This is a genomic window from Zemynaea arenosa (assembly GCF_004614185.1).
GTDB lineage: Bacteria > Pseudomonadota > Gammaproteobacteria > Burkholderiales > Burkholderiaceae_D > Telluria > Telluria arenosa.
In genome coordinates this window covers 1-14,016 of the sequence record NZ_SPVF01000142.1, presented here as the reverse complement: position 1 = coordinate 14,016, position 14,016 = coordinate 1, and the positions used below count along the sequence as shown (strand labels likewise).

The following is a 14,016-nucleotide window of genomic DNA, read 5'->3' as shown; positions in this document are numbered from 1 at the left end:
AGAAAAACATTCGGGGCCCGCTGGGGCCCCGAGAATTCAGTCAGATCGACCGGAAAATCACACGCGCAGTTTGTCCAGCGATTTGCCGCTGTCCACCCAGTCCTTGACCCACTTCGGCTGACGGCCGCGGCCGGTCCATTGCTGGCCCGCGTTATCCGGATGGCGATAGCGGACGGCGACAGTGCTGCCCTTGCCACCGCGATTGGCCGCCAGCAGCTCCTTCAGCGGCATGCCCACGCTCTGGGCGATGGCGAGAATCTGTTCACGGGCTTTTGCCACTTCCTGGTGCTCGCGCTTCTTCATTTCCTGCTTGATCTGGTCTTGCAGATTGCGCAAATCACCAAGAGACAAATTCGACAGATCGATCATCATCTTTCCTTCAGGTTGGTTAATTAATGAATTCTCACCAATTGTCGCAATATACTACAACCACGAATAATTACTAGCCCTTCTTGCGTATGATCATCCAGCGTGGAGCTTTAAATCGAACGATACGCGCATAAAGCCAGACATAACTGACGACGAACAATAAACAGCAGAAAATCAGGACCCCGGTGTGCCGCCAGAATATTGTCGCCGGAATGACGGCCATCAGCGAGAACAGCCATAAGTACGGCGATGTTAGCGAATTGCGGCGCATGAGGGCGCGCGCTTCTTTCCTGCCGACAGCCCATTGGACTATACGCCGGAAAATCAGGCTGTGCAGGTGAATGCCATCCGGGACCGCCGGGGAGGTCCCACGCACGAACACCCGCCGATATGCCGAAAACACCGTTTCAAAAGCCGGATAAATCAGCAGCAGCGCTGCATACCAGGTCGACACCTGGGGATTGCGCATCACCAGCAGCAGGGCCAGTTCTCCCAGCATGAAACCGATGAAATAGGCCCCGCCATCGCCCAGGAAAATCAGGCCCACCGGGTAATTCCAGATCAGGAAGCCCGCCGTCGCGCCCGCCACCATAAGCGCCGCGATCAGCACCTGCGAATCGCCCACCTGCAGGGCCACATAGCCGAGCGACACCAGCATGCAAATCACCACCACCGCGGCCAGCCCGTTAAATCCGTCGATGATATTGACTGCATTTGCAATTCCGGCAACGGCCAGCATCGTCAATGGCAAACTCAGCCATGCCCACGCAAATGAAATGGTCGTAAAGGGCAGGTCGATTCGGATCCATTGAGCCTGAAGCAGGAAAAATCCTAGTCCCGCGGCGGCCATTGTCAAGACCAGGCGTTTTCCGGCGCTCACCCGGCCTGTGTAATCCTCGGCAATTCCGCCACAAAAAGCAAAAGCCGAGCACAGCAGGAGATAAAACATCCATTCCGCGATCGCCGGCAGGCGCCAAACGGAAATGCAGGCCGACAGGACGGTCGCCAAGAAAATGGGTAGCCCGCCAATTCGGGCCACATGATGAGAATGCACTTTCTGGACACCGTCGAAGTCGGTGTCCAGCGCCGGTCCATGCAGCCTCGCGTGTTTAATGACCAGAACCGTCAGCAGGGCCGACGTGATGAAACTCACGAGGAAGGAAAACATGAGGGATGGGTGCGTGCCGAAAAGCTAAGCCGGCATTGTAACGGATGAGCCGCGCGCCCGATGTCTTCGGTTTGTCGCTGAATCGTCGGGCGCGCGATAAAAAGCAAGCCGTCAGGCGAGGCAGAGGCGCAGGGCGGCGTCCCAGTCCGGCAGCGCGGCCAGGCGCATGAGCTTGTCCGCATTCATGACCGAGTTCGCCGGGCGCCGGGCCGGCGTCGGGTAGTCGGCGGCGCCGATGGGGGTGACCCGGCAAGCCAGCCCCGCCTGCTCGACGATGGCACGGGTGAAGCCGCACCAGCTCGTCTGGCCGCGGGCGGACAGGTGGTAGATCCCGCTGTGCTGGTCCCACCAGCCGTCCTGGCGCGATTGCGCCAGCACCGCCGCCGTGGTATCGGCGATGGTGCGCGACCAGGTGGGCGCGCCGTGCTGGTCGTCCACCACCCGCAGTTCGTCCCGCTCCTTGCCCAGGCGGAGCATGGTCAGCAGGAAGTTCTTGCCGCGCATGCCGTACACCCAACTGGTGCGCAGGATCAGGTGACGGGCGCCGGAGGCGGCAATGGCCTGCTCGCCTTCCAGCTTGGTCTGGCCGTAGACGTTGACCGGGTTCACCGGGTCGGTCTCGACATAAGCGCCCTGCTTGGTGCCATCGAAGACGTAATCGGTCGAGTAATGCACCAGAGCGGCGCCGATCTTGCGCGCTTCTTCGGCCATCACTGCGGGCGCCTGGGCATTGCACAGCCGGGCCAGCTCTGGTTCCGACTCGGCCTTGTCGACCGCGGTGTAGGCGCCCGGATTGACGATCAGATCCGGTTTGAGCTCGCGGATGACATCACGAATCTGGTCCAGCTTGCACAAGTCCATGCGGGCACGGTCCGCCGCGATCACCTGGCCGAGCGGCTGCAGGCTGCGCTCCAGCTCGTAGCCGACCTGGCCGGTGGTGCCGGTGAGCAGGATCTTCATGCGAAGGTTTCCGCATCGGCCAGCCGCTTGGCCTGCGCGTCCTTGCCGGACAGGACCGGCTCGCCCTGCAGCGGCCACTCGATGCCGAGGGCCGGGTCGTTCCACAGCAGCGAGCGCTCATGCTGGGGCGCCCAGTAGTCCGTGGTCTTGTACAAGAACTCGGCGCTGTCGCTCGTGACCAGGAAGCCGTGGGCGAACCCGGGCGGGATCCACAGCTGCCGCTTGTTCTCGGCGGAGAGCTCGACCCCCACCCACTGGCCGAAGGTCGGCGAGCTGCGGCGCATATCCACGGCCACGTCGAACACCGCGCCGGACACGACGCGCACCAGCTTCCCTTGCGTCTGCTCGATCTGGTAATGCAGGCCGCGCAGCACGTTGCGCGCGGACTTCGAGTGGTTATCCTGCACGAAGTCGCAGGCAATGCCGGTCAATTCGCGGAAGGTGCGCGCATTGAAGCTTTCGAAGAAGAAGCCGCGGTCGTCGCCGAACACCTGGGGTTCGAAAATCAGGACCTCGGGGATGGCAGTCGGAATCGCTTTCATCAAAATCCCACCTTCATCAAAACACCTTATCCTGCAGCACGCGCATCAGGTACTGGCCGTAGCCGTTCTTTTTCAGCGGTTCGGCGAGCTTGGCCACCGCTTCGGCGGAAATGTAGCCCTTGCGGTAGGCGATCTCTTCCGGCACGGCGATCTTCAAGCCCTGCCGCTTTTCCAGCGTCGCGATGAACTGGGACGCGTCCAGCAGCGACTCGTGGGTGCCAGTGTCCAGCCAGGCCATGCCGCGACCCATCACTTCCACCCGCAGCTGGTTCATTTCCAGGTAAGTCTTGTTGACGTCTGTGATTTCCAGCTCGCCCCGTGCTGACGGCTTGATCGCCGCGGCGATATCGCACACCTGCTGGTCGTAGAAATACAGCCCGGTCACCGCGTAATTCGATTTCGGCTTGGCCGGTTTCTCCTCGATCGACACGGCTTTCTGACCGCCGTCGAATTCCACCACGCCGTAGCGCTCCGGATCGAGCACGTGATAGGCGAACACGGTGGCGCCTTCCGTCCGCGCGTTGGCGTCATTCAGTTTCGCGTCCAGATTGTGGCCGTAGTAGATGTTATCGCCGAGGATCAGCGCCGATGGGTTGTTGCCCACGAAATTCCGCCCGATCAGGAAAGCCTGCGCCAGGCCGTCAGGCGATGGCTGCACCGCGTAGGTGATATTCAGGCCCCACTGGCTGCCGTCGCCCAGCAGGTCGGTAAAGCGCGGCGTGTCCTGCGGCGTCGAAATGACCAAGATGTCGCGGATCCCCGCCAGCATCAGCGTGGTCAGGGGATAGTAGATCATCGGCTTGTCGTAGATCGGCAGCAGCTGCTTCGACACGCTCATGGTGATCGGGTACAGGCGGGTGCCGGAGCCGCCCGCGAGGATAATGCCTTTCCGTGTGCTCATGCGTTCTCCCGTTGGCCGTAATTCTGGTCGACCCACTCCTTGTACGCGCCGGACTGCACGTCGCGCACCCATTCCTGGTTCGCCAGGTACCAGGCAACCGTCTTGGCGATGCCGGTTTCAAAAGTCTCGGCCGGTTTCCAGCCCAGTTCCCGTTCCAGCTTGCGCGCGTCGATCGCATAGCGGCGGTCGTGGCCGGGGCGGTCTTTCACGAAGGTGATCTGATCGCGGTAGCTGCCCGTGGCTTTTGGGGCTTGCCGGTCCAGGATATCGCACAGCGTATGCACGACATCGAGGTTGGCTTTTTCATTCCAGCCGCCGACGTTATAGGTCTCGCCCAGCTTGCCGCCTTCGAGCACGCGCCGGATGGCGGCGCAGTGGTCGCTCACAAACAGCCAGTCGCGAATCTGCTGGCCGTCGCCATAAATCGGCAGCGGCTTGCCCGCCAGGGCGTTCGAAATCACCAGCGGGATTAGTTTTTCGGGGAAATGATAAGGACCGTAGTTATTCGAGCAGTTGGTGGTCAGCACCGGCATGCCGTAGGTGTGGTGATACGCGCGCACCAAGTGGTCCGAGGCGGCCTTGGACGCCGAATACGGGCTGTTGGGCGCAAACGGCGTGGTCTCGGAAAACGGCGGGTCGGCCGGGCCCAGGGTGCCATACACCTCGTCCGTGGACACGTGCAGGAAGCGGAACGCGCCCTGCTCTTCCGGCGTCATTTCGGTCCAATACGCCCGCGCCGCTTCCAGCAGCGCAAAGGTGCCGTTGATATTGGTACGGATGAATTCTCCCGGCCCGAGAATCGAGCGGTCCACGTGGCTTTCGGCAGCAAAGTTGACCACTGCGCGCGGCTTATGCTCACGGAACAGCGCCAGCACCTGCTCCTGGTCGCAGATATCGCCGCGCACGAAAATATGGCGCGCATCGCCCTGCAGGGACGCGAGGTTTTTCAGGTTCCCTGCGTAGGTCAGCTTGTCGAAATTGAGGACCGGCTCATCCGACTGGGCCAGCCAGTCGAGCACGAAATTCGAGCCGATAAACCCCGCACCACCCGTAACAAAAATCATTTAGTATCCCGCAGGCGTTATCGTTGAGGCTATATTCTAAGTGAAACCCCGTTTCCAGCCGATACGATTCGTGTACCGACCCACTCCGTAGTAAAGATGAAGAATTTTGTCATTGGCGACTTGCAGGGCTGTGCGCACGAAGCCCAGGTGTTGCTCAACCGTATCGCCGACGAGTCGCCCGACGGCTACCACGTGGTCTTCGTCGGCGACCTGGTGAACCGCGGCCCCGCTTCGCTGCAGGCCCTGCGCCGCTCGCGCACCATGCAGGAGGCGGGCCTGTGCGAGGCCCTGCTCGGCAATCATGATCTGCACCTGCTGGCCGTGTATGCGGGCACGCAAACGCGCTCGAAGTCCGACACTCTCGACGAGATCCTCGACGCCCCCGACTGCGATGAGCTGATGGCCTGGCTGCGCCGCCGGCCCCTGGCCGTGCAGCGCGCGGGCTGCCTGATGGTGCACGCGGGCGTGCTGCCGCAATGGAGCGCCACCCAAACCCTGGCGCTGGCCGGTGAAGTACAGGATATCCTGCGCGGCCCGGACTGGACCTCCTTTTTGAGTGAGATGTACGGGAACGATCCGGACAAGTGGGACGACAGCCTGACGGGCAGCGCGCGGCTGCGCTGCATCGTCAATGCCCTCACCCGTATGCGCCTGTGTGCGCGCGACGGGACCATGGACTTTCACATCAAGGAGAGCGCGGGCGCGCCGGAGGGTTCCAGCCTGCTGCCGTGGTTCGACCTGCCGGAGCGGCGCACTGCTGATATCACCGTGGTGTTCGGGCACTGGTCGGCGCTTGGGCTGGTCCAGCGGCCCAATCTCATTGGGCTGGACAGCGGCTGCGTGTGGGGCGGCAAGCTCACGGCCGTGTGCCTGGAAGACCGCTCGGTACTGCAGGTGGACTGCCCCGAGTACAAGCCGCACACCGGAAAGAAGTAGGCCGCGCCGCGGCGCCAAGCCGCGTCAAGACGCCTTCAACGCCGCCGCAATGGCGTCATGCGCCGCCACCGCAAGTTCGCGCCGGTGCGCACCCGCGGCCGGAATCGGCTCCAGGCACACCAGCTGCGCGCGCACACCCTGCGAGCGCAGGATCGCCAGCATGCTTTGTACAAAATTGGTCTCGCCGACGTAATCGACGGCGGGGTGAAAAGCCCCATGCCGGTCCACATAGCGCAGCGCATACGGCTGCACGTCGATGCGCGCATCGATGGCCGCTTCGAACAGGTTCGCGTGGAACGGCAGTACGGTCCCTTGCTGGGCCGTGGTCCCTTCCGGGAAGAAGGCCACGCGCTCGCCCGTCTTCAGGTTATCTACCAGGCCCTGGAAGATATGCCGCAAGTCGCGCCGGTTGCCGCGCGCGATGAACACGGTCCCCGCCATTGCCACTAGCCAGCCCACGACGGGCCACTCGCGGATCTCCACCTTGGCCACGAAGCGGCTCGGGTGCAGTGAATTGATGACGAAGATATCGAGCCAGGACACGTGGTTCGCCACGATCAGCGCATGCGACAGCGGCGCCACTCCGGCCAGTTCCTGCACCCGCACCCCGCACATCGCCAGCAACTGGCGCGACCAGCGCCGTACCAGCGTATTGCGCCGCTCCGCTTTCGCCCACGGGAACACCAGGGCGCACGTGAGCAGTCCCTGCACGAGGTGCAGGAGAACGCGCACGAGGCGGAAGGCAAAACGGATAGTCAAGGTGGATCCAATGGGCGCAGCAGACAGGCGGCGGGGATTGTACCCTACCGCCTGTTGCAGCCCGACAACAGTCAGCGCTGCCAGGCCACCTGTCCGCCGACGATGGTGGCGCGCACCTGGCCGGTCAGCTCGTAGCCCAGGAAGGGCGTGTGCTTCCCCTGGCTTGCCAGCGCCGAGGCCTGGACCGTCCAGCGCACGGCCGGGTCGAACACCACCACGTCCGCCGGCAGGCCTTGCGACAGCGTCCCCGCGCGCAGCCCGGCGATGCGGGCCGCGTCGCAGGTCACGCGGGCGATGGCGCGCGGCAGCGGATCGGCACAGTGCTTCTCCGCGTACTCCTCCGACCAGCGGATGGCCAGCGCCAGCAGCAGCTCCAGCCCCGTCGCGCCGGGCGACGCCTCGGCAAACGGCAGCAGTTTCTCGTCGTCGTCCACGGGGGTGTGGTCGGAGCACATGGCATCCACGGTCCCATCAAGCAGCGCCGCGCGAATCGCATCGCGGTCGCGCTGTGAGCGCAGCGGCGGCGTGAGGCGCGCATTCGGGTCGAAGAAGCCGATGTCTGCGTCCGTCATGTGCACGTGGTGGGCGCCGACGTCGCAGGTGACCGGCAGGCCTTCCGCCTTCGCCTTGCGCACCAGCTCCAGGCCCGCGGCAGACGACAGGCGGCACAGGTGGACGCGGGCGCCGGTGGAGCGCACCAGTTCAAAGATGGTGTTGAGCGCGATGGTCTCCGCCATCACCGGCACCCCGGACAAGCCAAGGCGCGAGGCCAGCGGGCCGCTGTGCGCCACGCCACCGAGGCCGATGTAGGCGTCCTGCGGCCGCAGCCAGACCGTATAGCCAAAGGTCTTCGCATACTGGAGGGCGCGCAGCAGCACGTTAGTATCGCGCACTGGCTCCTCGGCCTGCGCAAAGCCCACGCAGCCCGCTTCGGTCAGCTCCGCCATCTCCGTCAACGCCTGGCCTTTCAAGCCCATGGTCAGGGCGCCCAGCGGATGCACATTGGCCTGGTTCAGGCCCTTGGCGCGGTGGCGCAGCATCTCCACCAGTCCCGGTTCATCGAGCACGGGATCGGTGTCCGGCGGGCAGACCAGCGAGGTCACGCCGCCCTGCATCGCCGCCTGCATCTCCGATTCCAGCGTGGCCTTGTACTCGTAACCCGGCTCGCGCAGGCGCGCGGACAGGTCGACCAGGCCCGGCGCCACCACCAGTCCGGTCGCGTCGATCACGCGGTCCGCGGTGAAGCCGTTGGGGGCAAAGCCCACCGAGGCGATCTTGCCGTCGGCGATGTAGACGTCCTGGGTGTGATCGACCTTGTTGGCCGGGTCGATCACGCGGCCGCTCTTGATATGGATTCTCATGCCTGCGTTCCCGCCAAAATACTCATCACCGCCATGCGCACCGCGATGCCGAAGGTCACCTGCGGCAGGATCACCGCCTGCGGGCCATCCGCTACGGCGGAGTCGATCTCCACGCCGCGGTTCATCGGGCCCGGGTGCATCACGATCGCGTCCGGCGCGGCAAGCGCCAGGCGCTCGGGGGTCAGGCCATAGCTCTTGAAGTACTCCTGCGCGGACGGCAGCAGCGCGCCAGTCATGCGCTCGTTCTGCAGGCGCAGCATGATGATCACGTCCACACCCTTGAGGCCTTCGTCCATGTTGTTGAAGACCCGCACGCCCATCTGTTCCAGCCCGCCCGGCAGCAGTGTGGCCGGACCGATGGCCCGCACTTCCGGCACGCCGAGGGTGGTCAGCGCGTGGATGTCCGAGCGCGCCACCCGCGAGTGCAGGATGTCGCCGACGATGGCCACCGTCAGGTTGGTGAAATCCTTCTTGTAGTGGCGGATGGTGTACATGTCCAGCAGCCCCTGGGTCGGGTGCGCGTGGCGGCCGTCGCCCGCATTCACCACGTGCACGTGGTGCTGCTTCGTTTCGTTGAGGTGCTTGGCGATCAGGTAGGGCGCGCCGGACTGCGAATGGCGCACCACGAACATGTCCGCATGCATGGCGGCCAGGTTGTCGATAGTGTCCAACAGCGATTCGCCCTTGGAGGTGGACGAGGCCTGGATGTTCAGGTTGATCACGTCCGCCGACAGGCGCTTGGACGCGATCTCGAAGGTGGTACGGGTGCGCGTCGAGTTCTCGAAGAACAGGTTGAACACGCTCTTGCCGCGCATGAGCGGCACCTTCTTCACTTCCCGGTCCGAAATGCCCACAAAAGACGACGCGGTATCGAGAATGTGGTTGATGATGGACTTGGGCAGGCCCTCGATGGTGATCAGGTGGGTCAGCTCACCGTTCCTGTTCAGCTGCGGATGCTTAGACATGGTCGTCCTCCACCGCCAGTGCGAGCTTGCCCTCCGCATCGCGCGAGAGCGCCAGCAGCTGGCCGGCATTCAGCGACACGTGCGTGCCCACGAAGTCCGCCGCTACTGGCAGCTGCCGCTCCCCGCGGTCGACCAGCGCCGCCAGCATGATGCGCTGCGGCCGGCCATAGTCGAACAGCACGTTGATCGCCGCGCGCGTGGTGCGCCCCGTGTACAGCACATCGTCCACCAGCAGGATGGTGGCACGGTCCACATCGAATGGGATGTTGGTCGGTTTCACGTCCGGGTGCAGGCCCTTCTTGGCATAGTCGTCGCGGTAGAACGAGACGTCGATGGAGCCGAGGCGGCCCTTTAGATCGAGGTCGCGCGCCAGCCGTTCGGCCAGCCAGGCACCGCCGGAATGGATGCCGACGATGGCGGGGTCGGGCTGGCCGGCCAGGCCGCCGCGGACCTGGTCGAGCAGCGCCTGGTACAGCGCCTCCGCGTCGAGCGCGGATGGGTTAGGAGTGGGCATGGTCGTCAAAGTACTGTTGCAAAATGATGGCGGCGGCCTGCGCGTCGATCACCTCGCCGCGCCTGGCCTGGATGACGGCGGACGAATAGCGTTCGTCGACGAGCGTCACCGGAAGATTGAAGCGGCCGTTCAGCTGGTTGGCGAAACGGCGGCAACGCATGGTCATCTCGTGTTCCGCACCGTCCGGATGGCGTGGCTCGCCGACGACGAGGCGGGTGGGCTGCCATTCCCGGATCAGGTCCTCGATGGCCTTGAAGCGGCTCGCATTGTCGGCCGCATGGATCACGGAAAGCGGCTGTGCGTGGCCGGTGAGCGTGTTGCCCATCGCGATACCAATACGCTTTAAGCCGAAGTCGAAGCCGAAGACGATTTCTGTCACCGGCACTCCAGGCACTCATGCATGCCCGGCCTCGGACGCAAGCATCAAGGGGTCGATCCCGAGGAGTTTGAGGGCGGCGGTATAGCGTTCTTCGATGGGCAGGTCGAACAGCACGCGCGGATCCGCGTTCACGGTGAGCCAGCCGTTGCGGCTGATTTCTTCTTCCAGCTGGCCGGGGCTCCAGCCCGCGTAGCCGATCGAGACCAGCATGCGCTGCGGCCCGTCGCCCTTGGCCACGGCCTCCAGCACGTCGATCGAGGTGGTGAACGCGACTTCGTCGGTCACGGTCAGGGAAGAAGAATAGCGGCGGCCGGGCGTGTGCAGCACGAAACCGCGGTCGTCCTGCACCGGGCCGCCGAACATGATCGGCTCGCTGCCGGTGCGGCCGGACAGGCCGTTCGAGAGCTTCAGGTCGATGCGCTCGAACAGGGTTTCCATGGTCATGTCGGTGGCCTTGTTGATGACCACGCCGAGCACGCCCTTGTCGTTGTGTTCGCAGACATAGACCACCGTTCCGCCAAAGATCGGGTCCTGCATCTGCGGCATGGCGATCAGGAAGTGGTTGGCCAGATTCAGCTGCGGCCCCGCCGCGACGCCCTGGTCCAGATGCTCGTGTTCTTCCGGAGTCAAGCCACGCATGGGTAGAGTTTTGCCGATTCTGCTCTTCTTCATACGCTGACTCTCTCTGGGCACACTCTCGGGGCGGGGGAACGATGGCGATTGTTTCGATCGACTTGTTCGATAGTTTACACCGATTCGGCCACGCAGCCGAGAACCGCCCACCGTAACGCGCGCGCGCTCCCGGGCGGTACAATGCCACTTCCCTTTCATTTTGTCCTGGACAAATGCCCACTCAATTTGGCTCGGCCCTGGTCTGGTTCCGGCGCGATCTGCGCGCGTTCGACCACTGCGCGTTATATCAGGCGCTAACTGGCGCGAACCGCGTCTATTGTGCGTTTATTTTTGATGACGCTATTTTAACATCCCTGCCCCGGCAGGACCGGCGGGTGGAGTTCATTCACTCATCGGTGGTGGAGCTGGACGAGGACTTGCGGCAGCTGGGCGGCGGGCTGATCGTGCGCCAAGGCATTGCCGCCGAGGCCATTCCAGCGCTCGCGGCCGAGCTGGGCGTGGAGGCGGTGTTCGCCAACGAGGACTACGACCCGGCCGCCATCGAGCGCGATGCTGCCGTCGCGCGAAGCTTGCAGACGGACGGGCGCGCGCTCCTGCTGTTCAAGGACCAGGTCGTGTTTGCCCGCGACGAGGTGCTGACGCTGGCCGGGAAGCCCTTCTCGGTGTTTACTCCATATAAGAACGCCTGGCTGCGCAAGCTGGACGCCGACCCGTCCGTGTTGGCCGCCTACGACGTCGATGCACATGCGGGCGCCCTGGTGCCGCCACCCTCCTCGGTTGCCGGAGTGCCAGCGCTGGAGCAGATCGGTTTCGAACGCACCAACCTGCCCGAGCCGCCGATTCCGCCCGGCGCATCCGGCGCATCCCGGCTGTTCGAAGACTTCGTCGGCCGCATGCGCGACTACACCACCGCGCGCGACTACCCGGGGGTGAACGGCACCTCCCTGCTCTCCGTACATCTGCGCTTCGGCACCACGTCGATCCGCCACCTCGTGCGCACCGCATTGACACTGATCGCCAACGGCGCCGGCGGCGAAGGCGCGCGCACCTGGCTGTCGGAACTCATCTGGCGCGAGTTCTACCAGCAAATCCTGTGGCACCACCCGCATGTGGTCACGCAGTCCTTCAAGCCCGCCTACGACCGTATTGAATTCGAAAGCGGGCCGGAAGCGGACGAGCTGTTCGCCGCCTGGTGCGCGGGCCGCACGGGCTATCCGCTGGTGGACGCGGCGATGGCACAGATCAACGCCACGGGCTTCATGCACAACCGCCTGCGCATGGTGACGGCCAGCTTCCTGGTCAAGGATCTCGGCATCGACTGGCGCTGGGGCGAGCGCTATTTTGCGCTGCATCTCAACGACTACGAGCTGGCCTCCAACAACGGCGGCTGGCAGTGGGCGGCGTCCAGCGGCTGCGATGCGCAACCCTACTTCCGCATCTTCAATCCGGTCACGCAGTCGGAACGGTTCGACAAGGACGGAGACTTCATCAAGAGCTGGCTGCCCGCGCTCCGCAAGGTGGAAGGCAAGGCGATCCACGCGCCCTGGCTGGCCGGTGGCGCCAAAGGCTACCCGCCGCCCATCGTCGACCACGACGCAGCGCGCCGGAAGACACTGGCGCGCTACGAAGTGGTGAAGGGACGCTAGGGCTTACTTGGCCAGCAGGCCGGAAATGGCCGCCAGCAGGATCGGTTCCTGGAACGGCTTGCCGAAGTAGGCATTCACGCCCAGGTCCGTCGCGTAGTTGCGGTGCTTGTCCGCCGTGCGCGAGGTGATCATGATGATCGGGATGTCGTGCGTGGAGTCGTTGCCGCGGATGTTGCGGGTCAGGTCGAAGCCGTCCATGCGCGGCATCTCGATATCGACCAGCATCAGGTCCGGGCGCGTCTCCGCGATCTGCTCCAGCGCGTCGACACCGTCCTTGGCCAGCACCACCTGGTAGCCTTCGCGCTCCAGCAGGCGCTGGGTCACGCGGCGCACGGTGATGGAATCGTCCACCACCATCACCACGCCACGGCGCGGACGCAGTTCCGGCACCACCGGCGCGGCGGCGCTGCCATCGGCGGCCGTGAAGTGACGCCGCAGCTCAGGGTGATGCTGCAGATGCGCCGCCAGCGCCACCGGATTCAAAATCAGCACGATGTCGCCGGAGCCGAGCACCGTCGCCCCGGCGATGCCGATCATGCGCGACAGCTGCGGCCCGATGTTCTTGATGACGACCTCGCGGTTGCCTTCGATTTCGTCCACGTGCAAGGCGATGCGGTCCGCGCCATTGCGCAGCACCAGCACCGGCGAAGAACGCTGCGACAGCGGCACCGCCCTGGCGTCGCCCAGCAGCGCCGGGAGATAGTGCAGCGCGAGCTTGCTGCCCTGGTGGTCGATCACACCGGCCTTGTGCGACTCCTGCAGCGGGCCTTCCTTCACCTGCAGCACCTGCTCCACCAGGATGCCCGGCAGTGCGTAGGTCTTGCCCGCGCTCCTGGTCAGCACGACCTGGGTCACGGCGAGCGTCAGCGGCAGGTGGATGGTGAAGCGTGCGCCCTTGCCGGGCTGAGAATCGATGGACACACGGCCGCCGAGGGCCTGCGCTTCCGACCGCACCACATCCATGCCCACCCCGCGGCCTGCCAGCTCGGTCAAAGTGTCGGCGGTGGAGAAGCCCGATTCGAAGATCAGGTCCGCCGCTTCCGCGTCGCTGACCTGCTGGTCCGGGCCGATCAAGCCGTTGGCGCGCGCCTTGGCGCGGATGCGGTCCAGGTCCAGGCCTGCGCCGTCGTCGCTGAAGGTCAGCACCACTTCGTTACCCTGCTGGCTCACCTGCACCAGCAGCTCGCCCGTTTCCGCCTTGCCGTTGGCGGCACGCTTGTCGCGCGGCTCGATGCCGTGCACGATGGCGTTGCGCAGCAGGTGTTCGAAGGGCGCGGCCATCTGTTCCAGCACGCTGCGGTCGATCTCCACCGCACCGCCTCGGATGTCGAGGTTCACGCGCTTGTCGAGTTCCTTGGCGGCTTGCCTGGCCACGCGAAACAGACGCTCGGAGAGGCTGGAAAACGGCACCATCCGCACCCGCATCAGGTCCTGCTGCAGGTCGCGCGTGAGGCGCGACTGCACGGCCAAGTCGCCCGCCGCGCCGTCGATCGAGCGCGCCAGGGTCTCCTGGAACGAGGCCACGTCGTTGACGCTTTCCGCCATCATGCGGGTCAGTTCCTGCAGGCGCGTGAAGCGGTCGAACTCCAGGGGGTCGAATTCGCGCTCGCCGGCAATGGACAGGCGCGAGGCAATCTGCGACTCTGCCTGCATCTCCACTTCGCGCAACTGGGCGCGCAGGCGGGCCAAGTTGTCGGCGAAGTCGTTCAGGGACGATTTGACAGTGCCGATCTGCGTTTCGAGTTTCGAACGCGTGATCGAGACTTCACCGGCCTGGTTGACCAGCCGGTCGAGGATATCGGCACGGACGCGCACCAGC

The 14,016-nt window shown here is 64.5% G+C and carries 15 protein-coding genes; 2 read left to right on the top strand and 13 right to left on the bottom strand.

The window, feature by feature from the left end; translation table 11 throughout:
- Nucleotides 1-57 precede the first annotated feature (57 nt).
- The 6 genes from E4L96_RS11250 to rfbB all read right to left on the bottom strand — a co-directional run bounded on the left by E4L96_RS11250 (nt 58) and on the right by rfbB (nt 5,004).
- Nucleotides 58-366 carry an H-NS histone family protein gene (locus E4L96_RS11250; RefSeq protein WP_135207363.1) on the bottom strand — a complete coding sequence of 103 codons (309 nt, stop codon included), beginning with the start codon at nt 364-366 and terminating at the stop codon, nt 58-60.
- 76 nt (nt 367-442) lie between these two features.
- Nucleotides 443-1,537, bottom strand: coding sequence for a glycosyltransferase family 4 protein (locus tag E4L96_RS11245; RefSeq protein ID WP_135207313.1), 1,095 nt, complete (start codon nt 1,535-1,537; stop codon nt 443-445).
- A gap of 111 nt (nt 1,538-1,648) precedes the next feature.
- The gene (gene rfbD, locus E4L96_RS11240) at nt 1,649-2,497 is read right to left on the bottom strand and encodes a dTDP-4-dehydrorhamnose reductase (protein WP_135207312.1); all 849 of its coding nucleotides are present in this window, start codon (nt 2,495-2,497) and stop codon (nt 1,649-1,651) included.
- Nucleotides 2,494-3,039: a dTDP-4-dehydrorhamnose 3,5-epimerase gene (gene rfbC, locus E4L96_RS11235; RefSeq protein ID WP_370660742.1), complete on the bottom strand. Its 546-nt coding sequence runs from the start codon at nt 3,037-3,039 to the stop codon at nt 2,494-2,496. Before rfbC ends, rfbD begins: the two co-directional genes overlap by 4 nt.
- A 16-nt stretch (nt 3,040-3,055) precedes the next feature.
- Nucleotides 3,056-3,940, bottom strand: a complete 885-nt coding sequence (rfbA, locus tag E4L96_RS11230; protein WP_135207310.1) for a glucose-1-phosphate thymidylyltransferase RfbA — start codon at nt 3,938-3,940, stop codon at nt 3,056-3,058.
- Nucleotides 3,937-5,004 carry a dTDP-glucose 4,6-dehydratase gene (rfbB, locus tag E4L96_RS11225; RefSeq protein WP_135207309.1) on the bottom strand — a complete coding sequence of 356 codons (1,068 nt, stop codon included), beginning with the start codon at nt 5,002-5,004 and terminating at the stop codon, nt 3,937-3,939. Before rfbB ends, rfbA begins: the two co-directional genes overlap by 4 nt.
- 96 nt (nt 5,005-5,100) lie before the next feature.
- Between rfbB and E4L96_RS11220 the strand changes: the two genes are divergently transcribed.
- Nucleotides 5,101-5,940, top strand: coding sequence for a symmetrical bis(5'-nucleosyl)-tetraphosphatase (locus tag E4L96_RS11220; protein ID WP_135207308.1), 840 nt, complete (start codon nt 5,101-5,103; stop codon nt 5,938-5,940).
- Nucleotides 5,941-5,964: 24 nt separating this feature from the next.
- Here E4L96_RS11220 and E4L96_RS11215 read toward each other — a convergent pair whose 3' ends face one another.
- The 6 genes from E4L96_RS11215 to E4L96_RS11190 form a co-directional block, all read right to left on the bottom strand.
- Nucleotides 5,965-6,699, bottom strand: a complete 735-nt coding sequence (locus E4L96_RS11215) for a lysophospholipid acyltransferase family protein (protein WP_135207307.1) — start codon at nt 6,697-6,699, stop codon at nt 5,965-5,967.
- Nucleotides 6,700-6,770: 71 nt separating this feature from the next.
- Entirely contained in the window at nt 6,771-8,060 is a 1,290-nt protein-coding gene (locus E4L96_RS11210; protein ID WP_135207306.1) for a dihydroorotase, read from the bottom strand.
- Complete coding sequence (locus tag E4L96_RS11205; RefSeq protein WP_135207305.1) at nt 8,057-9,025, bottom strand: aspartate carbamoyltransferase catalytic subunit; 969 nt, start codon at nt 9,023-9,025, stop codon at nt 8,057-8,059. Before E4L96_RS11205 ends, E4L96_RS11210 begins: the two co-directional genes overlap by 4 nt.
- A complete protein-coding gene (gene pyrR / locus E4L96_RS11200) occupies nt 9,018-9,539 on the bottom strand; it encodes a bifunctional pyr operon transcriptional regulator/uracil phosphoribosyltransferase PyrR (protein ID WP_135207304.1) in 522 nt (173 codons plus the stop codon). The genes E4L96_RS11205 and pyrR overlap by 8 nt, the downstream gene beginning before the upstream one ends.
- Nucleotides 9,526-9,918 carry a Holliday junction resolvase RuvX gene (gene ruvX / locus E4L96_RS11195; RefSeq protein ID WP_135207303.1) on the bottom strand — a complete coding sequence of 131 codons (393 nt, stop codon included), beginning with the start codon at nt 9,916-9,918 and terminating at the stop codon, nt 9,526-9,528. The genes pyrR and ruvX overlap by 14 nt, the downstream gene beginning before the upstream one ends.
- 15 nt (nt 9,919-9,933) lie before the next feature.
- Nucleotides 9,934-10,557 carry a YqgE/AlgH family protein gene (locus E4L96_RS11190; protein WP_229414401.1) on the bottom strand — a complete coding sequence of 208 codons (624 nt, stop codon included), beginning with the start codon at nt 10,555-10,557 and terminating at the stop codon, nt 9,934-9,936.
- A 206-nt stretch (nt 10,558-10,763) separates the two neighbouring features.
- On the opposite strand from E4L96_RS11190, the gene E4L96_RS11185 reads away from it, so the two are divergent.
- Nucleotides 10,764-12,197, top strand: a complete 1,434-nt coding sequence (locus E4L96_RS11185; protein ID WP_135207301.1) for a cryptochrome/photolyase family protein — start codon at nt 10,764-10,766, stop codon at nt 12,195-12,197.
- A 3-nt stretch (nt 12,198-12,200) separates the two neighbouring features.
- On the opposite strand, the gene E4L96_RS11180 is transcribed toward E4L96_RS11185, so the two are convergent.
- Nucleotides 12,201-14,016, bottom strand: a 1,816-nt coding sequence (locus tag E4L96_RS11180) for a hybrid sensor histidine kinase/response regulator (protein WP_135207300.1), incomplete at its 5' end; no start/stop codon positions are given.

Bases quoted from the DNA above. Each gene is read 5' to 3' on its own strand.
- E4L96_RS11245 (WP_135207313.1), bottom strand. From the start codon at position 1,537: ATGTTTTCCTTCCTCGTGAGTTTCATCACGTCGGCCCTGCTGACGGTT.
- rfbD (WP_135207312.1), bottom strand. From the start codon at position 2,497: ATGAAGATCCTGCTCACCGGCACCACCGGCCAGGTCGGCTACGAGCTG.
- rfbC (WP_370660742.1), bottom strand. From the start codon at position 3,039: ATGAAAGCGATTCCGACTGCCATCCCCGAGGTCCTGATTTTCGAACCC.
- rfbA (WP_135207310.1), bottom strand. From the start codon at position 3,940: ATGAGCACACGGAAAGGCATTATCCTCGCGGGCGGCTCCGGCACCCGC.
- rfbB (WP_135207309.1), bottom strand. From the start codon at position 5,004: ATGATTTTTGTTACGGGTGGTGCGGGGTTTATCGGCTCGAATTTCGTG.
- E4L96_RS11220 (WP_135207308.1), top strand. From the start codon at position 5,101: ATGAAGAATTTTGTCATTGGCGACTTGCAGGGCTGTGCGCACGAAGCC.
- E4L96_RS11210 (WP_135207306.1), bottom strand. From the start codon at position 8,060: ATGAGAATCCATATCAAGAGCGGCCGCGTGATCGACCCGGCCAACAAG.
- E4L96_RS11205 (WP_135207305.1), bottom strand. From the start codon at position 9,025: ATGTCTAAGCATCCGCAGCTGAACAGGAACGGTGAGCTGACCCACCTG.
- pyrR (WP_135207304.1), bottom strand. From the start codon at position 9,539: ATGCCCACTCCTAACCCATCCGCGCTCGACGCGGAGGCGCTGTACCAG.
- E4L96_RS11190 (WP_229414401.1), bottom strand. From the start codon at position 10,557: ATGCGTGGCTTGACTCCGGAAGAACACGAGCATCTGGACCAGGGCGTC.
- E4L96_RS11185 (WP_135207301.1), top strand. From the start codon at position 10,764: ATGCCCACTCAATTTGGCTCGGCCCTGGTCTGGTTCCGGCGCGATCTG.